At 54.4% G+C, this 19,851-nt stretch carries 16 protein-coding genes and 1 pseudogene; 4 read left to right on the forward strand and 13 right to left on the reverse strand.

The window, feature by feature from the left end:
• Nucleotides 1–253: 253 nt before the first annotated feature.
• The 10 genes and pseudogenes from GX466_02480 to GX466_02525 all read right to left on the reverse strand — a co-directional run bounded on the left by GX466_02480 (nucleotide 254) and on the right by GX466_02525 (nucleotide 11,934).
• On the reverse strand, nucleotides 254–769 hold the full coding sequence (locus GX466_02480; protein ID NLH93076.1) for a sigma-70 family RNA polymerase sigma factor: 516 nt from the start codon (nucleotides 767–769) through the stop codon (nucleotides 254–256).
• Nucleotides 747–2,090 (reverse strand): hypothetical protein, encoded by a 1,344-nt coding sequence (locus GX466_02485; GenBank protein NLH93077.1) that lies wholly within the window; start codon nucleotides 2,088–2,090, stop codon nucleotides 747–749. The genes GX466_02480 and GX466_02485 overlap by 23 nt, the downstream gene beginning before the upstream one ends.
• The gene (locus tag GX466_02490; protein NLH93078.1) at nucleotides 2,083–2,787 is read right to left on the reverse strand and encodes a response regulator transcription factor; all 705 of its coding nucleotides are present in this window, start codon (nucleotides 2,785–2,787) and stop codon (nucleotides 2,083–2,085) included. Before GX466_02490 ends, GX466_02485 begins: the two co-directional genes overlap by 8 nt.
• 191 nt (nucleotides 2,788–2,978) lie before the next feature.
• Complete coding sequence (locus GX466_02495) at nucleotides 2,979–4,928, reverse strand: T9SS type A sorting domain-containing protein (protein NLH93079.1); 1,950 nt, start codon at nucleotides 4,926–4,928, stop codon at nucleotides 2,979–2,981.
• A gap of 545 nt (nucleotides 4,929–5,473) precedes the next feature.
• On the reverse strand, nucleotides 5,474–6,040 hold the full coding sequence (locus GX466_02500) for a hypothetical protein (protein NLH93080.1): 567 nt from the start codon (nucleotides 6,038–6,040) through the stop codon (nucleotides 5,474–5,476).
• A gap of 83 nt (nucleotides 6,041–6,123) precedes the next feature.
• Nucleotides 6,124–7,194, reverse strand: a complete 1,071-nt coding sequence (gene rfbB / locus GX466_02505; protein ID NLH93081.1) for a dTDP-glucose 4,6-dehydratase — start codon at nucleotides 7,192–7,194, stop codon at nucleotides 6,124–6,126.
• Nucleotides 7,191–8,042, reverse strand: a pseudogene (locus GX466_02510) (ParB/RepB/Spo0J family partition protein). The gene rfbB and the pseudogene GX466_02510 overlap by 4 nt, the downstream one beginning before the upstream one ends.
• On the reverse strand, nucleotides 8,039–8,809 hold the full coding sequence (locus tag GX466_02515) for a ParA family protein (protein NLH93082.1): 771 nt from the start codon (nucleotides 8,807–8,809) through the stop codon (nucleotides 8,039–8,041). The pseudogene GX466_02510 and the gene GX466_02515 overlap by 4 nt, the downstream one beginning before the upstream one ends.
• Nucleotides 8,810–8,818: 9 nt before the next feature.
• The gene (gene rsmG / locus GX466_02520) at nucleotides 8,819–9,451 is read right to left on the reverse strand and encodes a 16S rRNA (guanine(527)-N(7))-methyltransferase RsmG (GenBank protein ID NLH93083.1); all 633 of its coding nucleotides are present in this window, start codon (nucleotides 9,449–9,451) and stop codon (nucleotides 8,819–8,821) included.
• Nucleotides 9,448–11,934, reverse strand: coding sequence for a HEAT repeat domain-containing protein (locus tag GX466_02525; protein NLH93084.1), 2,487 nt, complete (start codon nucleotides 11,932–11,934; stop codon nucleotides 9,448–9,450). The genes rsmG and GX466_02525 overlap by 4 nt, the downstream gene beginning before the upstream one ends.
• 199 nt (nucleotides 11,935–12,133) lie before the next feature.
• Between GX466_02525 and GX466_02530 the strand changes: the two genes are divergently transcribed.
• Genes GX466_02530 through GX466_02545 form a run of 4 tightly spaced genes read left to right on the forward strand, consistent with a single transcriptional unit; the run spans nucleotide 12,134 to nucleotide 14,189 of the window.
• Nucleotides 12,134–12,631 carry a sigma-70 family RNA polymerase sigma factor gene (locus GX466_02530; GenBank protein ID NLH93085.1) on the forward strand — a complete coding sequence of 166 codons (498 nt, stop codon included), beginning with the start codon at nucleotides 12,134–12,136 and terminating at the stop codon, nucleotides 12,629–12,631.
• Nucleotides 12,632–12,684: 53 nt separating this feature from the next.
• On the forward strand, nucleotides 12,685–13,128 hold the full coding sequence (locus GX466_02535) for a hypothetical protein (GenBank protein ID NLH93086.1): 444 nt from the start codon (nucleotides 12,685–12,687) through the stop codon (nucleotides 13,126–13,128).
• Between the two features lie 12 nt (nucleotides 13,129–13,140).
• Nucleotides 13,141–13,593: a periplasmic heavy metal sensor gene (locus GX466_02540; protein NLH93087.1), complete on the forward strand. Its 453-nt coding sequence runs from the start codon at nucleotides 13,141–13,143 to the stop codon at nucleotides 13,591–13,593.
• Entirely contained in the window at nucleotides 13,590–14,189 is a 600-nt protein-coding gene (locus GX466_02545; GenBank protein NLH93088.1) for a hypothetical protein, read from the forward strand. The genes GX466_02540 and GX466_02545 overlap by 4 nt, the downstream gene beginning before the upstream one ends.
• 808 nt (nucleotides 14,190–14,997) lie before the next feature.
• Here the strand turns inward: GX466_02545 and GX466_02550 are convergent.
• The 3 genes from GX466_02550 to GX466_02560 all read right to left on the reverse strand — a co-directional run bounded on the left by GX466_02550 (nucleotide 14,998) and on the right by GX466_02560 (nucleotide 19,243).
• Nucleotides 14,998–16,341 carry a T9SS type A sorting domain-containing protein gene (locus tag GX466_02550; protein NLH93089.1) on the reverse strand — a complete coding sequence of 448 codons (1,344 nt, stop codon included), beginning with the start codon at nucleotides 16,339–16,341 and terminating at the stop codon, nucleotides 14,998–15,000.
• Nucleotides 16,342–16,443: 102 nt separating this feature from the next.
• On the reverse strand, nucleotides 16,444–16,719 hold the full coding sequence (locus GX466_02555) for a T9SS type A sorting domain-containing protein (protein ID NLH93090.1): 276 nt from the start codon (nucleotides 16,717–16,719) through the stop codon (nucleotides 16,444–16,446).
• A complete protein-coding gene (locus tag GX466_02560; GenBank protein NLH93091.1) occupies nucleotides 16,697–19,243 on the reverse strand; it encodes a hypothetical protein in 2,547 nt (848 codons plus the stop codon). Before GX466_02560 ends, GX466_02555 begins: the two co-directional genes overlap by 23 nt.
• Nucleotides 19,244–19,851 lie beyond the last annotated feature (608 nt).

A 19,851-nucleotide genomic window follows, 5' to 3' on the forward strand; every position in this document is an offset into this window, starting at 1 on the left:
AAATATTGCCTACGCATCACTTGATGATGTTCAAAAAGCTCTTATTGATAGTTTCTCATACTTGGATAGCAACAGAGACATGGTCTCAAAATTGACCTATTTCAAATGGCTTAAATTAGATTAATGAAAGCGATTTGGTATCAGGCGTTTGTTGGACGAGGAAAAAAGGGGCGCACAGACAGCCTTTACAAATATCGACGTTCGGCTTTACCCACTTGATGTGAAATAGAGCTCCAAAAAGGGGAAAGGCAGCTTATGAACGTAAACGCCGCAAGGCTTTGCCGCGCAGTTGCTTGACCCGCTCCACGGAAATGCCCAGCCGGGAGGCCACTTCTTTCAAGGCAAGGCCTTCGTTCAGGGAAAGTTGAAGAACGCCGCGCTCGAGGTCGGGCATGGCTGACGGAAAAGTGATACTGGATTCAATTCGCGCATCCACCTGCTGTTTGTGATCAGCCAAATCCCTTTCCCCGAGCGGCTCCGTGTTTCGGACGGCTTTGTTTTCCTGCTCAAGGGCGGCCAGCAGCCTTTTTTTTATCCAGTAGCCAGCATAGGTTCCAAACTTCAATCCCCTTTCGGGTTCAAAGTGTTCAGCGGCTTCCAGCAGTCCCAGCAGGGCTTCCTGGCGCAGGTCCTCCAGCGGTAAGCCGCGGTTCTGGCAGTTTTTGGCGAAGCTGTAAGCCAGGCCGATGTTCTCGTTTACCAGTAAGTCCCTGTCCGCTTGGAGGTTGGAACAGGATTCCATTGCTTCAGCTTGGTTGATTTGATTCATTCTTACGCTCCGCAAGCGGCGGAATACTTATCCTGAAAGTGGTGCCCCGCCCCATTTCGCTGCTCACGGAAATCTCGCCATGATGCAGCACCACGATATGCTTCACGATGGCCAAGCCGAGTCCGGTGCCGCTGAAGTCGCGGTTGCGGCTGTTATCCGCCACGTAGAAACGCTCGAAGATTCTGTCCAGATGTTCATTTTGGATGCCCCGGCCGGTATCGGAGATTGTGAAGACTGTGTTTTCGCCTTCTTTGCCGACGTGGATCGTGATACCGCCAGTATCTGTATAACGGAGAGAGTTTTGCACCAGATTGATGAATATCTGTTCAAAGCGGAAAGGATCGCAGACCATCCGGTCCAGCCCCTCTTCGAGTTCCACGTTCAGGCTCAATTCCTTGGCTTGAATGTCCGGCTCCAGGATCAGACTGAGATTGGCAAAGAATGGCTTCAGCTCGATTTGGCTTGCTTCCAGACGGGAAATGCTTTCCAGCCGGATAAGCTGTTCGAGGTCGCGGATCAGATGGATGAGACGGTTGGTGTGGCTAAGGATTATTTTCTGGTGGCGGGTATGATCCTGCCCTGGAGAATCTTGCATCGCCTCCGTGAAGCCCTTGATGGCTGTGAGCGGGGTTCGCAGTTCGTGGGCAAGGTTCACGATGAAGTCTTTCTTCATCCGGGCTGTCCTTTCCATGGCGTCAATGTTGTGCAGGATAAAGACATAGCGCCGGTTACCGACGCTGCGGCTGCTGGACAGCATGTAGCTATGGCCGGCGATGTTGAGAGAAAGGGGAAGCTGTTCCCCCGCGTTTCCGGAACTCAAGATGGCTTCCTGCAGCTCCGGATCGCGGATGATTTCGCGGTAAGACTGTTCGCGTGAGGAATCAAAGGCGGGAAATAACTTGTGAAACGGCGCGTTGGCCCAAAGCACGTTTCCGTCGTCATCCTGTGACCAGAGCGGGTCTTCCAGTGTGCCCAGAAGCAATCGCAATTCCGTGCGGTGAACTGCCAGATGCCCTATCGCTTGGTCGAAAGAGGCCAGCGCCTGGTTCAGTTTCTGCGCCAAATCGTGCAATTCAGAGGTTCTGAGCTCTCCAAACCTGAGCTTGCGTTCTTGGGGTTTTAGCTCTTCCGCGCGTTTCCAAAGATGCCGCAAATCCCGGTTTAGCCAGAAATGGACGAGGTACAGGGCAATGCCGGCGACCCCCGCGGAGACCGATATTAGCAGCCAAGTCCCGACGTCCAGAAAGGCCAGGACAGCGACCGCCGCCAGGATCACGACTCCAGCCAGCAGCAACAGGGTGCCAAGGCTTGTTTTATTCATCACTGCCGCTGCTTTGGTCGGGCTCGAACTTATAACCGACGCCGCGAATGTTTTTTACCATATAGGCTTGGTCACCCAGTTTTTCTCGCAGATTGCGGATGTGGACGTCCACTGTGCGTTCCAGCACAATCTTGTCGTTGCCCCAGAGATGGTCAAGGATTTGGCTGCGTTTGAACACCCAGCCCGGACGGCGTGTAAGCAACTGTAGTATTTTGAATTCTGTGAGGGTTAGGTCCACTCTGTGATCGCGGATCCTGGCTTCGTAACGGTTAAAATCGAGCCGGAAATCGCTGTTGATGTTGAGCACGTTGCGCGAACTTTCCCATCCGCTGCGGCGGAGGACGGCCTTTACCCTGGCCAGAAGTTCTTTGCTGTCAAAGGGTTTGGTGATATAGTCGTCCGCTCCGAATTCCAGGCCGCGCACCTTGTCCTCAATGTCGCTGCGGGCAGTGAGCATGATGATGGGGACGTTTTCCCAGGCTGGATTGCTCTTGATGCGGCGGCAGGCCTCCAAACCGTCCAAATCGGGCAGCATCAGGTCCAGCAGGATCAGTTCCGGCAATTCCTGCCGCAATCTGTCTAGCAGGTCCTGCGCCCGGGTGAATCCCAAGGTGCTGTATCCTTCCGTTTCGAGCTTCATGCAGACCAGTTCCAGGATGTCGGTCTCATCTTCAGTAACGAATATCTGTTTGCTCATGGGCTTGTCTTCCTAAAAGCCAGTTTTGGCGGAAAGTGTTTTCTGGCAAGGAAAAACGCCCCTTTTTCGGTTAATTTTTCTTAACAGGGGCGGAAAGCGTGCATCCGCCTGGAATTGGCTGACAGCTCTTTAAGCGAGAACTTGTGTCTCCCTATTGCGGGACATTGTGTCAGGCTGCACTTACATGATCATTACTTGATGAATAAGCCTTTCAGCAGGCTGACCTGGCCACCTGTCCTCAAACTGAGGAAGAAGACACCACTTTCGCGCAGGCCAAGGCTTCGCGGGTCAATCGTGATCTCGTTAGTGCCGGCAATCACGGCACAGTCACGTTGGCCCAGTTTCTGTCCTTTGGCGTTGTAGAGCGTAACGCACGCTGTAGAGGAATTTTTGCCAACAAAGGACAGCGTCGCCGTGCCTGAGAAAGGATTGGGCGTGAGGCGGGGCGCCGCTTCCACTGAAGGAAGGATGGGATCGTCAGCCGCGACTATGGTGACCGTCACTGAGTTCGAGGGATCGGAGTAGTTGTCCCCGTAGCGGGCTTTCACATAGAATTCGTGAGTGCCGCTGCCAAGGTCGGTGACAGTGTAGGTGAGGACGTCTCCAGCGACGGTCTGGGTGAGTTCGTCATTCATGAGAATGCAGTATTGATCGGGTTCGACGTAGGGAGAGGGATACTGCCAGCTTAGTATGACGCTGGACGGCGGCTGCTGTTCAGCGGTAAGGTATCGCGGGGGCAAAAATTGCGGTCCGAGGCTGCCGTTGCCGTTGATCCGCATGGCGTAGATATCGAAACCCGAGTAACCTTGTTCCCAGCTCAAAACACACCAATTGTCGGGATGGTGGTCGCAATCGAAGTGCTGCTTGGGATCGGTTGTTTGGGCAACGCCCACCTGGCTAGAATCCCAGGCAAAATCGCCCGAAGAAGTCCAACAGGAGGCGTAGAGGTTTGCTCCCCTTTCATAGAGAAAAACCGCGCCTTGCGTGGTCCAGTGGGCGGCGATGGTGTTGCATGATTCCCCGCCGATGTTCACTATGGTTGGCCCGGCCTGGCCCCAGAGACAGTCTCCGCTGAAACTCATCAGTTGCCGTGCGAGGCCAAAGTTGTTCTGGTCGGCATCGGTTTCGCGGTAAAAGACGTAAACCTGCTGATTGGCGGCATCCACGGCGACTTCCGGATAGAATTGCTGTTTTGGGAGACTAACGTTCACGAGGCTGCCGTTCAAGCCCATGGTGGCGTTTCCCTGCGAGTCGATGCGCTGGCAATAGACGTCGTTGTCCAGGTTGCTGTCGCGATCATCATACCAGGCCAGCACTGCGCCCCCGGCTCCGTCTCCGACAAAGGGGATGAGCTGTTCCCAAGAGGGAATCCCGCCGGCTTCGGTTGCGGAAACGGTCCAGGGAAATGTTCCGTCGGGAGTGCCCTTCATCACGAGGATGTGGCGCGTGGGCGACCAAAAAGGACCGGTATCGTGAAAAAGCTTGAGCAGTATGTCGTTACCTTCGCTCTGGATGATCTGCGGCCAGGTATAGCTGCCTTCGGTGGCTGTGAAAGTGGTGCCCCATTCGCCCCAAAGCTTCTGCCCATCGGCGCTGAGGCGGTTGATCACGACGGATGTGACCGCGCCCAGGCGCTGCCAGGCAAAGTAGCTGCTGCCGTCAGCGGAGCAAAAGCAGACGGGCGACATGTTGCCGTAATCAGCGTTGGTGTCATTCGACAGGGCGATGCCGTCGGCGCCCCAGAGGAATTCGCCCGCGGGGTTGATCTTGTAGGCCACCACGTTATTTACACCGGCATTGCGGATGTCCTGGAAGACAATGATGGCGTTGCCTTCGGTATCCACGCCGAGGTCGTATTCGGTGAGCCAACTCATTTGGGTATGAGAACTTATTAGCAGGCTCTCCGTCCAGATGCGGTTTCCGTAGATATCGAAGAGGTCAAGATAAACCCTGTAACCGCCGGATTGGTTGTCAAAACGGCAGATGTAGGTGTTGCCGTTGGGCACGATGGCCACCTTGGGTATCACCTGTTCGGCATCGAAACCGGCAATGATGGAGGGAGCGTATGGATCGGTGCTCCATTGCGCGCAGAGGGCTGCCGCTAAGACACAGGCAGCAATACAAAGAACAATGTGTTTCATGCTACACCTCGATTAATAGAATGACTCCATTATTTGCTTTGGGGGATTTTTAGTCAAGGTATATTTGGCTCTATTTCAAACCGGGCGTGTAACTCGTTCTTTTCCAGCCTGGTAGGCGTCATACGAAAGTGGTGTTCGGCAGCCGGTTTACCGATGCGGAGTGCTCTGGCCGTTAAGGCCCTTTCCTGTCCCAAAGACGCGCCTCCCGCATAATGCCCGTATTTGATGTGGGAATCTCGAGAGAGGCATGGGAGAGGGATGAAATCGAGCGTTAAGGGTGTGGCTGGCTGGAAATAGTGGAAGGTAAGCAGTTACGACTCTCCTCTACGAGCCCGTAGGGCGGCAGGCCATGGCGAGGGTGTGCAATGAGCGAAGCGAACGGAACCCCTCGACAATGGATTCTCTTAGCCCCTTGTGGACGACAGAAATGCCGGGATTGATTTCTGTCGCTCTCCGGGCTAACTTGCCCGACCTGAAAAGAGCTGAAAGACAGGAACAAAAAAAGGCCGGACCAGTTGGCCCGGCTGATTTGAGGAGAGATATTATTAGTTCACAGCCACCCGGATGGCGTTCAGATGGACGTTATAGCCGCCGCTGACCTTGACGTAGCCGTTGTTTTTGGTGCTCAGGTCCGTTATCCTGGCCTTTATCCACCAGCCGCCGCTGGTTTCCGCGAGGGTTTGCGGCGCGCGGTAAAAACCGTTAGGATCGGTGAGTTGCAGGAAGAAAACCTCTTTATCCAAAACGAGGTCGCTGCTTTTGGCGATACGGGTTTTGGAAAAGTGGCTGGTCCAGACCTGCTGACTGTCGAGCAGCCTCAGGAAGCGGCCCTGGTTGTTGTGGTCCGGTGTGGGAAGGCTTTGCATCCTGCCCAGTGACGCGAACACAAAGGGCTGGGTGGTGAGGGGCTGTTCCATCACGAAATATTCGTCAACCCGCACGAAATGGGCGTCGGTGCCAGCGTCCGGCACCTGCGAACTGCTAGCCGGCTGGGCCACCACGGCGGGATTCGGCAGAGCGGAATTGAGCCAGGAATTAGGGCTGCAGGCCGAGATGGCCAAGGCCGCCGCAAGCGCGATCAGGACGGCAAAGTGTCTATAAATTTTAGTCATTATGTCACACCTCCCTTCAGAAAGGTCTTTTTAACTATATAACCCGGTTCGGCCGGAAATCCTGCGCCGGATTTTTGGGGCGTTCAGTTTCCCAGTCCCAGCCGCTGCTGCTGGTATTTCTTGCTCTGGATGGCGCGCCACCAGTCTTCGTGCTCCAGATACCAGAGCACGGTCTTGCGGATGCCGGTTTCAAAGGTTTCCTTTGGCACCCAGCCCAGTTCCCTGCTAATTTTGTCGGCGTCGATGGCGTAGCGGAGGTCATGGCCGGGACGGTCGGCGACGTAAGTGATTAGTTCCGTGTAAGATGAAAGCTTGTCGGAAGGCCGGAGTTCATCCAGCAGCCGGCAGATGGTGGTAACGATTTCGATGTTTTTCATCTCGTTGTGGCCGCCGATATTGTAGGTTTCGCCCAGTTTTCCGGAGCGGATGATGGTGTTGATGGCGTCGCAGTGGTCGCGCACATAAAGCCAGTCCCTTACGTTGAGTCCCTTACCGTAAACAGGCAAGGGTTTGTGTTCCAGGCAGTTGAGAATCATCAAGGGAATCAGTTTTTCCGGGAACTGGTAGCCGCCGTAGTTGTTTGAGCAGTTGGAGAGCAGCACCGGCAGGCCGAAGGTGCGGTGCCAGGCGCGCACCAGATGGTCGGAACCAGCTTTGGAAGCTGAATAGGGTGAGGACGGGTCGTAGGGCGTGCTTTCCGTGAAGAGGCCTTCGTCGCCCAGGGAGCCGAAAACCTCGTCGGTGGAGACGTGATGGAAGCGGAAAGCCTTTTTGCCCGTTTCATCCAGACCGCGCCAGTAACGCAGGGCACAATCCAGCATCACGGCGGTTCCCAGAACGTTGGTATTGATGAACTCCATAGGCCCGTCGATGGAACGGTCCACGTGGGATTCTGCGGCAAAATTGACCACGGTATCGGGCTGGAATTCAGCGAATACCCGGGCCACTGCTTCGGAGTCGCAAATATCAGCTTTTACAAAGCGATAGCGCTCCGGAAAGGCTGTTTCGATCTCAACCAGGCTGTCCAGATTGCCGGCATAGGTGAGTTTGTCAAAGTTGAGCACGCTGCCCTGGAAATCAGGGTCTTCAAAGAGGTGGTGGATGTAGTTGGCGCCGATGAAGCCAGCGCCTCCGGTCACGATAATCCTGTTCATATGTCCTTCCTTATTAGTTTTAGCAGTTCCTGTAGCCGGGCCAGTTCTTCCGCGCTGGAATAGCTGAGGGTGATTTTGCCTTTGGCTGCCTGTCCGCTTACCCTGGCTTTCAGGCCAAATGCTCCGCTCAGTTCGCGTTCCAGGCTTTGGGACCATTCCCGGTCGGCAGGCGCTTCCTTTGCCTGGCTGGGGGCGTAGGTTTTGGCTTTGGCCTCCGCCTGGCGGACGTTGAGCCTGTATTGTATAATATATTGCGCGAAAAGGGGTTACAACTCCGGCTCTACCGCCAAAACAGCCCGCGCGTGCCCGGGGCTGAGGAGGCCGGAGGAGACCATTGACTGCACTTCCAACGGCAGTTTGAGCAAGCGGATGCTGTTAGATACTGTGGCGCGGTCGCGCGAAACGATTTGCGCCACTTCCTGATGGGTGAGTTTGAAATCGTCCGCCAGAGTCTGATAGGCACAGGCTTCCTCGATCGGGTCGAGGTCCTCACGCTGGACGTTTTCCACGATGGCGAGCTGGAGCTGTTCTTTCTGGCTAACGCTGCGGATCACCACCGGAACGGATTCCAGGCCCGCCAGCCGCGCTGCTTGCAGGCGCCTTTCGCCGGCGATAAGCTCATAATCCGAAGCGGCGGTTTTGTTCACTATCAGCGGCTGGATGATGCCGTTGGCCTTGATGGATTCAGCCAGTTCCTGCAAGGCGTCGGGATCGAAAACCCGGCGGGGCTGGTAAGGATTGGTCTTGATCTGTTCGATGGGCAGGGTGCCCAGGTTTGATCCGGTTTCCGGCCTGTCCTGAGCCTGGGGGATCAGGGCGCTCAAACCACGTCCGAGGCGTTCGTTCATGCTTTTTGTGTCCTTTCGATTATCTCCGTGGCCAGGTTCAGATAGCTCATGGCGCCGGGAGAGCGGATGTCATAGAGAAATATGGGTTTGCCGAAGCTGGGTGCCTCGGTGAGCTTGATGTTGCGGGGAATGATGGTGCGGAAAACCTTTTCCTTGAAATAGTGCCGCACCTCGCGCGCGACCTGCATGGAGAGGTTCACGCGACGGTCAAACATGGTGAGCAGGATGCCGATGATATTCAGGCCGGGATTGAGGTTTTTCTGGATCAGGCGGATGGTGGAAAGCAACTGGCTGACCCCCTCCAGGGCGTAATACTCGCACTGGATCGGCACCAGCAGGTCTGTTGCCGCTGTGAGGGCGTTCACTGTGAGCAGGCCCAGCGAGGGCGGGCAGTCGATTATAATGTAGTCGAAGTCGGCCAAAACCGGTTCCAGCGCTTCGCGGAGCTTGTGTTCGCGGGCGAATTCCTGCACCAGTTCGATTTCGGCGCCGGTGAGGTCGATGTTTCCGGGCACGCACCAGAGGTTTTGGGTGGCGGTGGGCAGAATGGTTTCCCGCAGGGGCACTTTGCTTATAAGCGCATCGTACACTTGCAGTTCCAGATTGTCTTTGTCCAAGCCCACTCCGCTGGTGGCGTTGCCCTGGGGATCGAAATCGATGAGCAGGGTCTTCTTTTCCAGCACAGCCAGGCCAGCGGCCAGGTTAACCGCCGTGGTGGTTTTTCCCACCCCGCCTTTTTGGTTCACGATCGTTATTGTTCTTGCCATAAATCTATGCTAACTTCCAGTCTTCAGTTGTTCTTTTCCCAGCGCGAAAATCGCCCGGCTGCCGTATTCGAGCTCCATCCTCAATAGTTCCAAGGGCTTGAGCGGAGCGATGTCCGCCCAGTCCTTAGCCTTGTAGCAGAGCAATTGGCCACCCGGAGCCAGCAAGTTCCGTAGCGGCTTCAGATAGCGCTGCTCCAGCTTGACGGCGCGGCAGAGGATGTAGTCGAAACCGCCCCTGGCGGAGTAATCCTCCAGCCGGGAGCACACCACTTCGCAATCCGCAAGCTCCAGCCTGGCAACCAGTTCCTCAAGAGCGCGGGTCTTTTTGAGCACCGAATCCAACAGTGTCATGCGGCATCCGGGCACGGCCAGCTTCACCGGAATGCCGGGCAAACCGCCGCCGGAGCCGAAATCGAGCACTTTTGCACCGGTAAAATCAACACATTTCAGAGGCAGCAGGCTGTCAAGGAAATGCTTTGTCCAGAGCTCATCCGCTGGCGCGTGGCGGGAAAAGAGGTTTACGCGGGAGTTAAGCTCCAGCAGCAGAGCGTGATAGCTGTCAAAACCAGCCAGGATGCCATCCCGTCCCGGTAGCTTCAGCTCATCCAGAAACTGGGAAAAAGCGGCCCTGGAGCTTTTCAAGGCTGCTGGACCTCAGTCAGGCTGCGCAAAAGCGACTGCACCAGGAAAGAACAGTCCCCGCGCATCAGCTCCAGCGCGGCGCGGGCGGATGGGTGTTTAATCTGCTTTAGCGAACGGGCCGCGATGTAGCGGAAACGCTCACTGGGATGGAAGATATAGTCCCGAAGCAGTTCCACGCTGCGGTCGGTGTGAACCCCCGACAGCACGGAAATGCAGGTGCTTTCGTACTTTTTCTGTCGCATCAGGCGCTCAATCGGTTCCACCAGCAGGCTGTCGCCCACGCCGGAAATCAGGGCCAGTGCGTTTTTGGCAGCCAGGCTGTCGGGCAGGTCGATGACTTTGTAGAGTTCGCTGATAAACTCCTCAGAATCCGCGGCTAGGGCTTCCAAGGCCCGGTATTCCAGGCCGGAAGTGGTGTTCAGCTTGTTTTCCAGCACATAGGGGATGGCTTCTTCGGCGCGGCTGAGAAGAATTTTGCGGGCGGTCCGGACCCTTTGCACCGCCGATCCCACCTCCCATTCCGAGGCAGCGGCGAAAATCGTTTCGATGCTGTCTGTGCTGTCCGGCAGGGCGGCAGTTTCAGCCAGTTCTTCCACGGTGGTTTTGGCAACTTGGTTGATTTCCGCGTCGCGTCCCACGCCGTAAGTTCCGCTTTGCCAGATGCTGTTGTTGGCCTTGAGGCTGTCGGGATAGCTGTCCGTGCCGCCGGCATCCAGAAAGAGCCCGATCCCGCCAGTGCTGCGCGTGAAGTTGGCGCCGCCGTAGTTTTGTGGGTTGAACCGCTCATAGCGGTCATTGCCGCTTTTATCGACAAAAAGTCCCACGGAGTTGGTGAGCCCCAAGCCGTTACCGCCTTCGATAGAATAGGAATCGTTCCCCGCCCCGTCGATCAAAACGCCCAAAGCCCAATCGTGTCCGGCGCCCTGACCTGGTCCGTGGCGGCTCTGGTAGGCGTCGTCGCCCTCCGCGTCGAGCAAGAATCCGCAAGCCAGGTGAATTCCGGAGCCCTGGGGATAGTAAACCGCGCTGTAAACGTCGTTTCCGGCCTCGTCGATAAGCGCTCCTGTGGCATACCAATAGCCGGAACCCTGGGCATAAACGCCGCCGAGGTAGCGGTCGTTTCCAGCGCCGTCATAGAGCAGGCCCAAACCGCCGGCCAGATCGGGCCTCAACCCCAGTCCCATGCCCTGGCCGAGGGTGATAAAGTCCAGCGGCATTAGCGGTTCGTGATAGTATTTGCCGCCCAGGCTGTAGCTGTCCGCGCCCTCCTTATCCAGCAAGACACCGGCGCCGTAGGTGCTGCCAAAGCCTTGGGCGGACACGCTGGCCTGATAGCTGTCGTTGCCGGCGCCGTCCACCAGCAGCGCGATTCCGCACATCGCCGCGCCCTGTGAGAAGAGGCCACTTTGGTAGATGTCGTCTCCATCCAAATCCTGATGAAGGTTGATCCCCATGAAGGCGGAGAATGAAAAATCGTTGGTGCGGTAGAGGTCGTTGCCAGCCAAATCGTAGGTGCAGACAAGGCCAAAGGAGGAATTGAACATCGCCGCGGGCATGTTGCTGCGGTAAACGTCGTCGCCGGCCAGATCGAGCTGAAGGCAGAAAGCCCGGTCCACAGAACTTCCCAGCCCTGTCTCGTAAAGGTCATTGCCGACGGGGTCGAGCAGAAAACAGAGGTTCTGGAATGCCTGACCGCCATAGACATCGTCGCCGTTTGTTCCAATTGCCATCAGGCCATGCCTGGTATTGCGGGTGAGGATTTTCTTATTTCTGAACTGAAGGGTTTGGGCCCGCTCCAGCAGGGCGTCGGAGATGGCCAGAAACTGGATCCCGGTGCTCAACAAAGCCTGACGGTCGAGTTTTCCAATCAACTCCCGGACCCGCTTTTCATCCAGATCGCTATATTTGGGCAGGCCTTGTTCCTCGTAGAAAGCGTTATATTTATCAATCTCTTCGCTTTCGATGAACTGCCAGTGCCAGAAGCTGAGCAGCATCTTCTTTTCCTCTGGGCTGAAGGCGGCAAAAGCCGGCTCAAGCTCGGTTTCCAGATAATCATAAGCGCTTTCCAGCCAGGCGAATATGTCCTCCGGCTTTTTCACCTGGGTGGAGAGCTGCTGTGTATAAAGAGACTTGGAGGCCGGATAGAGGCTGCTGAACCTGCCTCCATCAAGGTTGAAAGCGATGCCGCCCAGATGCCGCAGCAGAACCGGCAAAGCTTCCGGGCCATCCAGTTGGCAGGTTTCGCGCAAGGCCTGCATGTCATCGATGCCTTTCCAGGGATCCTGAAGCTGGCGCAACTGCCAGTCCAGCTTGTACTTGGTGCTTAGGTCCCAATCCTTTTCGAAGCAAAGCGCGTCGGGGCTGAGTTCAGCCGCCTGCAGCATTTCATGCAGAGCGTTGTATTCTGCCGGACTCAGCAGGGCTTCGGCGCCAAGCCAGGCCAGGCAGGCCAAAATCGCTGCCAGACAGAGGGTTTTTCGCATCAGGTTAATCTCCTTACTTGAAAAACCAGTAATGAAAGCCGGCCAAATGTGTCAACAACTATCAGCGCCTACAATATAGTTGATAAAGGGGCTGAAACAGCCTTGCCGCCTCAATTTGGGGAAAAGGCTTGACACCTCAGCCTGAGTATTTTTTGCAGGTTCAAACCCAGAGCGGTGTATTTTGGTAGAAGGATGGTTTATGAGAAAAGAGCAGTTTGAAGAATTCCTCAGCGCCCACGAAAAGCGGATTTACCATTATCTGCTGAGCCTTTTGGGCAACGACAGCGACGCCAACGATGTCGTGCAGATGGTCTTCATCTCGTTTTACGAGCATATCGACCGCGTGGAGGAAGCAACTGCCCTGGCCTACGTTTACCGCATCGCCTACAATAAGAGCATGACCTTCCTGAAGCAAAAAAGCCGCTATGTGAGCCTCGAACCACAATCATTCGAACGCCTTCCCGACACCAACAAACCCCAGCCCGAGCCGGATTACCAGCCTCTGCATGAGGCGATCCGCGCCCTTCCGCCCCGTCTGGCCAGCGTCATCCAGCTTCAATACTTCGAAAAGATGAGCTACAAGGAGATTTCCGAGCATCTGGGCATCAGCGTGAAAGCGGTGGAATCGCTGTTGGAGAGGGCCAAAAAGCAACTTCGGAAAAAATTGTTGAAGGATAAAAGCGAAGGAAGAGTATAGACTATGAATAAGCAAAACAGGGACGCCGATAAGGCACCCAAAAAGAGGAAACCATGAGATGCAGCAAGGCAAGACGCCAGATCGAACTCAAGCTCGACAACGAGCTGGGGCAGAGCCACGCCCTGGAGCTGCATCTTAAGGATTGCGCCGCCTGCCGCGCTTACCAGGCTGATGCAGCAAGGCTTCAGATGCTTCTTCGCAACCAGCCCCAACCGGAATTCCCGTCCTGGCTGCACCACCGCATCATGGAGCAGGCAGCCCGGCACGACAGCAAACGCATTCGCCTGAAACACAGCTTCAATTTGCAAACCATCCCCGCGCTCGCGGCCATAGCCCTAAGCCTCTTCCTAGGTGTGGCCATCGGGAAAAATGTGTACCGCAGCGTGAACCCCCTGCCCACCAACGCCAAGGAAATCTATTCCCAAAGCGCCAACAAATCCGACAGCCTGGAATTGGCTGTATTCGGCGAAAGTTCCGTCTCCGGCGACCTTTTCTAAAGTGAGGAAACAATGAGCAAACGCCTGCTGACCATTCTGCTTTTCATCTCGCTGTTTCTGAACGCTGGAATCATCGGAGGCATGATCGTGATGGGATTCTACCGCCAGTACCACATCGCCCACCACTATCTGCCCGACTCCGAAGGCATCGGAAGCGACCGGGGACGCATTCAAATCCCTGAGCTGAAGGACCCCGAAGTTATCGCCCTGCGGAATAGATTCCTCTCCATCAAAAAAGAACTATTGCAAGAACTGGCCAAAGACCCCGTGGACGAGGCCAAGATAAAAGCCATCATCGAAAAGTCGATCAGCGCGCAAAGCGACATGGAACGCGCCCTCGGCTATGAACTTTTGGAATACAGACAAACTCTCAGCGCCGACGAAGCCAAAAAACACTTCGAAGGACGCCTGGAACGTATGAATCGCTTCAGCGACAGAAGAAACGACAGGAGAAAATCAAAATGAAAAAAATCACCCTTATCTCAATAACCATCCTGATGCTGGCCGGCATGCTGGCCGCCCAGGGGAAAGACTACCCCCAACTGCAGAGAAACCCCAATTGCTACGGCCCCGGACGCAATGCCAAACTGGCACCCCGCCCCGAATGGGACGGCACCTCCATGGACATGCTGAAAGAACTCAACCTCAGCGAAGCCCAAACCAAAAAACTCAGCGATCTGCAAATCTCGCAGCGCAAGGCAATGAACAGCATCAACGCCGAAATCGAAAACCTGCAGATCGACCTCAACAACTCCCTCAAAAGCAAAGACTTCTCATCAGCCCGCAAACTAAACGACCAACTGCATGAGAAAATGCGCGTGAAAGCCAACACCCGCATCGACCACCGCGAACAGATCCTCAGGGAACTCAGCCCCGAACAGCAGGAAAAATTCCGCCCCATGTTCATGGAACGGCAGTACGGACGGCCCAACGGCTCCAAACACCCCATGCCCTGCAAACTGAACGAACTTAAGCCCGTGCAGCTCCACCGCCACCAGCGCAACATGATGAACCAGGACTGCTGCGGCTGCGAAGATTGCCACAACAAAACAGAAAAGTAAATCCATCCCCCTCCTCAGTAAAGATAGAAGAACGCCGGGTTTAGCCGCCTGGCGTTCCTTTTTGCTCTTTCAAACCGAGTGGGTAATCCGGGTTGATATAACAGTAGGGCGATATAACGATAGCGAGGGAGCCTAAAGCCCCTCGTAAACTGGATTCCGGGTCAAGCCCGGAATGACGTAGGTTTAGGGCTGGGTGATGGTTGTTTCTGGATTCACAGGCAAGCCTGGAATGACGTGCAAGACCTTGGCCGCAAGAACCCAACATACGTCATCCCGTACGTCATCGAGTCCGTGAGGTGACTTTGATCCGGGATCCATACGTTACAAAAACCTGGATTCCGGGTCAAGCCAAGAATGACGCGTAAGACATTGGCCAGAAGAACTGAACATACGTCATCCCGGACGTCACCGAGCCCGCGAGGTGACATTGATCCGGGATCCAGAAAGACATAAAAACTGGAGAATTGAAAGAGAACCTTTTGTTATCCACTATCCTATGACAGACGGTCATTCTTACACCCTTTCCTAATCCGGGTTTTGCTGGTGGTTTCGCCCTTTGCCCTGACCTACTAACATCCCATTCACTTCCCGCTGACTTCCCGTTCGGGCAGCGGGAACTAAGCGGGAGGCGGTCAGGATGTGTATGGGACAGGGCAAAGGGCTAAGAAATCTTGAGAACTCCGTCTCTGAATCGGACAGATCGAAACCAACGACCTTCCCCGTCTAAGTGTCAACAGCGCCGAGGAAGCGGAGTGGTGTGGATGATATCCTTATTAATTCAGTATCTATACCGTAATGACAGGGGGAGCTATTTCAGCACCGAAATCCGGCGGGTGAAGGTTCCTCCAGGCGTTTCGATCTTGATCAGATAGATGCCGTTGGGCACGTCGCGGCCACTCTCATCGCGGCAATCCCAGCTGTAAAGCATTTGGTTTCCAGCCCGTTCCGACGAATCAAGGCCACGGACAAGCTGGCCTTTTAGGTTGAAAATCCGTGCGCCGGACACTGTAGGGGCATCCTGGCGATCCATTTTAATGATCAGCAGGTCCCGGGCGGGATTGGGCCAAATGTCAAGCCGGAGGGCGGGAGCGCACCCATCATGAACAGGAACAGGATCATAGCTTTCCCAAGTAATGGTTTCGCTCAAATTGCCATAGTCATTGTTTTCGGTGTGTGCCGTCAGCAGCCAGTTGTCGTCATAGGTGTACCCGTAATGCCCACCCCAATAGAAGTTGACGCTATGGTAATTATTTGAATAGTTATAGGATATTGTGGATGTATTAGTGGGAGTGAAGGGGGCGTCCGGAGCAGCGATGTAACCGCTTTCTATCACAGTCTGCTCAGGAAACAGCATCTCGTTCCAGATCAGATATGAAAAGCTGGAATCCTTCCGATACCAGCTGCTGTATGAATGGTCCTTTGTTATCTTGCTTTGGAGGACGAGTTCGCCTCGATAGTCAAATTGGTTCTTCCAGATCACGACCACCGGAGAGGTGGATTGGTCGATGTAAATGCTGTCCGGCAGGGTATGGCTGCTCCAGCTTTGCCAGCGATTCGAGATGCTCTGCCCCTCCCTGTTCCAGTTTGTGTAGATCAGCCTGTTTTGTGAATCGTAAGTGTGGATGATGATCTGGTAAGGCTGTACCGGGTCATAGTTGCTCCGGTACTCAGTTTCAGAGCTCAGATTGCCATGGGCATCGTAAGTATAGGCAATCCTGTTAATAACGAAGCCTTGGTCGTTAGACACGAGGTATTCGAACTTTTTCCCTTCCAAGTCATAGCGGGTGGTAAAAATTCTCTCCAGCACCAGACCGCTGTCGCAAAAATAGGACCAGATCTCTATCACCTCCTCTTCGTAAGCGGGGTAGGAATTGTAGAAATATCTATCCACCGCACCCGAGTTGTAAGGTCCGGTACTGCCTCCTGTTTTGACCGAATCCAGCCGGGTGGGGATGGCCTGGTTGTAATAGTACCAAGTATAGTAAGAGGATGATTCAGAGCCATAAGGAGTCTGGTATCTATGCTCCAATCGCTTTCTCCAGTTCCCTGGCCCGTTGGGGTTGATGCACTCATCGCCAAGATTGATCACAGCCGCCAAGCAAATAGCCGCCTGCCACAAGCAGACCAGCGCGAAAATTAATCTCTTACTCATCTTTCCAACTCCTTTGTTCTCTTATGCAAAAAGTTTATCAATATGCAACAAGTTTCAAGCCCACTGGCAGTTAAAGATCGCATCTTCTTTCCTCCAATGAGGCTATTTCAGCAGTGTCACTTTGCGGGTATGTTGCTTTCCTCCCGATTCCAAAAGAAGGATATACACCCCGGAAACTACGTCGTCGCCAGCGGAATCCTTTCCGTTCCAGATGATGCTGTGCTTTCCGGCCCGCATATAGCTGTCAAGGAGCGTGGCGATCCTTCTGCCCCGAAGGTCATATACGCTGATGGTGGCAGGTCCGGCTTCGGGAAGGCTGAATGTTATGCTGGTGCTGGGATTGAAAGGATTTGGGCTACAGCTTTCCAGGCAGGGCATTGCCGGGACCTGGGGATCCGGGGTCCGGATTGGCAGTGTTCGCTGATGTCACACCCTGCAACAAGACCGCTGCGGCGCTTCTTTCCAGGGCAACCCAGGCCCGGTCTCCCAACAGAGAAACAGATGGAGGAAAATTCCCTCCCGCGAAGACCATATAATTATCCGGCAGGGCCATTTGCCACTGCGGAGTGATGAACATATGCCATAAGGCGGGTGATCCGTTCATATATCCATTTACAATCATCAGCAAGTCGCCATTGGAAAGCAAGTTGGCGCCCAAAACATCCCAGCCGTCATTATAGAGCACTGGTATGGAGATGGTTAGGGTACACATAAATTGTTCTTGTAAATACATGTGCACTATGTAATGATCACCATAGTCCCCGATACAAAGAAATTCATCCCAGATATAGACATTGTAATTACCTCCCAGCAACAGTTCCTCAATAGGGAACACATAGTCGCCCTGCCTGTTGATCATGGTATGCGCGAAAGAGTAATCGACCCAATCGGGACCGATTTCCTCATAATATCCCATCAGCACATGCAGTTTATCTTCGTAAACCGTGAAAGTATGTCTGTAGAGCAACCCTGATCCATATTGCATCGGCATATTCATCCCCCATTGGGGAAATCCGCTCACAACCGCGCCATTTGAGTTAATGCAAGCCAGCATCGGTATTCCGCCCAAAGACCATGTAAGCCAGGGCCATTCCAGCTTGATATTTCTCATGTAGCCTGTAATTGTGGGATGGGGCTGGGTAATCTGGATTCCATCTCCCCAGAGTGGTATAATGCCGCTGATTTTTTGACCCCAGATGGTGGTGTGTGAACTCGACCAGATTATATACCAGTAGCCTAGGGAGGTGCTGACATTCACCCAGCCAACATTTTGCCCGCCCGTACCGATCTGCAGGCCGCCTTCCGGAAGCAGGATGTTCCCTGCCGCGTCAAATATCTGGTAACGCTTGCTGACCACGCTACCCAGCTGTTCTCCCCACACCACCATGGTGAGGTTATCATTGCAGCATACCAGGCTCTGACCGTTCCGGAAACTCTCCGGACGGTTGACTTTAAACCCGCCGTCAGCGAACAAAGGCTGTCCGTCGGTTGTGTGGATTTGCAGGTAAAGGTCCCAATTCGAGGAGGATAGCGGCGCCTGATCCCAGATCACCGCGCTGCCGTCGCTGCGTGCAGAGGTCATCACATCCTTCACCTTGCCGGAGCCTCCATATACCAGTTCCATTCCGTTGGCAGCAAGCTGCGGCTGGAATTGCTGGTCCAGGACCTGCACTTTGATCCCTCTGCGCCAGGTTTCATGTTCGTACCATTCAATACCTATGAAATTTCCATATCCGTGGGCGGTAGGGATTCTTTTGTCATTGGATGTGTTTGTTATTTCGTAAACTACCATATCACCTGCGGCGCTCACCTGGATTGCAATTACATCACGCGGATTGTCGTAAACGCAGGCTACCACAACGCAGCCCCCAGCGGCATCCGGAATAGCCTGGGAGATCCCATCCAGATATCCGATTCCCGTGGTGAGGTCGATTCCGGCGCCATATTGCGCCACTCCAGCGGCGTCGATCTTTTGCAAATATTCTGTATTATTGGTTTCCGCTGTGACGAAGATGCTATTGTCAGGCCCCGGAACAGCCCTCAGTTTTAAACCATTGATCCAGTTTGCGCTTATGGCGGTAACCGGTTGGGGCCACAAAGCGGCGCCGGAAAAGTCATAGCGCTGAACGTCCACGCTGGAGTCATGGTCCACGCACAGCGCGAAAGAACTATCCGCCAGGGCGCAGAACTTCCCTATGGGAATGTTGTTTGTGGATGCAACGCTAAGCGGCTGGGGCCACATAAACTGCCCTGAATAGTTCATCCGCTGCACTCTCACCATGTAGCGGACACTCCAACAGACGAGCACGCTGTCATCCGGCAGGATCATCAAATCGGAGTACCAACTGTTCGAATCTTCAATGATCACGTAGTTGGGCGACATGGTTGGGGCTCCGGAGGCGTCCAGATGCTGGATGGCACAGCGTTCTCCTTCGTATCCGTCTCCAGACCATGATACATACACACCGCCATTGTGATCGGCTGCCAGGCTGGCAATGGTATCCATCCAAAGGCTCGAAACTAAGGTTCCCTGCGGACCCCACAGAAATTCACCCGTGCGGGAGATCTTCAGCAACCGGAGACCGCTACGTGCACAGAGAATCACGAAGGCCTGGTCGGATGTCTCCACCAATCCATAACTGCCAATTGGAGTTGGGATCGCCAGAGGCGTGTCCCAAAGCGGCTGGTACTGTTGGTCATAGAAGCCCAGCTTGTAGCCCGGGACGGCGTTGTCATTCTGCCACCACACCAGCAAATGGCAGCCATCGGAGGTCTGCAGGGAATGACCAGAGTACCTCACGTTTTCATAATTCACCACCGTGACCGGTTCCGGCCAGGCCAGCTCCGCCGACAGCATTCCAACCGCGGCAAGCAGAACACATAGGAATACAAGCTTCTTCATAATGGCACCTCAAAGATACAATACTTTTATTTGCAATTTTGCCAAGATAATTTTCCTCAAATCGTCCGTTTTTTATAGGATATCAGCGATGATTTTTCAGCCCACAGGTCTTTGTATGGATTGATGTTGGGTCTAGTCACCCGATTGAAGCATTCTTTTGGAAGTATGGTCAACTTGCATTAGAGAAGCAGAAACACCAAAAGAGACCGAAATGGCTGCAAGGGCAAAGAAACGGTTCTCTTTTAAACCGGGTGGGTAACTCCCTGGGAGGGTACATGATAGCGGGATTGTGAAGTGGATTGGAAGAAGGGATGCCGTCAGGCCGTTAAGGCCCTGCCTTATGCTCCGGATACGCCTCCCGTATGATGCCCGCATTTGATGCGAGTATCGTACGGGAGGCGTGGGAGGGCGATAGAAGCGAGCGCTCAGGGCCTGACTGACAGGACCTGGCGGTGAGTAGGCAAGTTAGGGCTTTCTTTTTAATCAAGAGGTTATGTGCACTTAACCAGAAAGAAGCCGAGAGAGCATGAACCTTTCCTAGTTAACACCTTACATCTCATTCCCCGCGCCCTCTCCTGAAAAGTCAAAACTGGCGTCATCATGGGACG

It is taken from the genome of Candidatus Cloacimonadota bacterium, from assembly GCA_012516855.1.
Lineage (GTDB): Bacteria > Cloacimonadota > Cloacimonadia > Cloacimonadales > Cloacimonadaceae > Syntrophosphaera.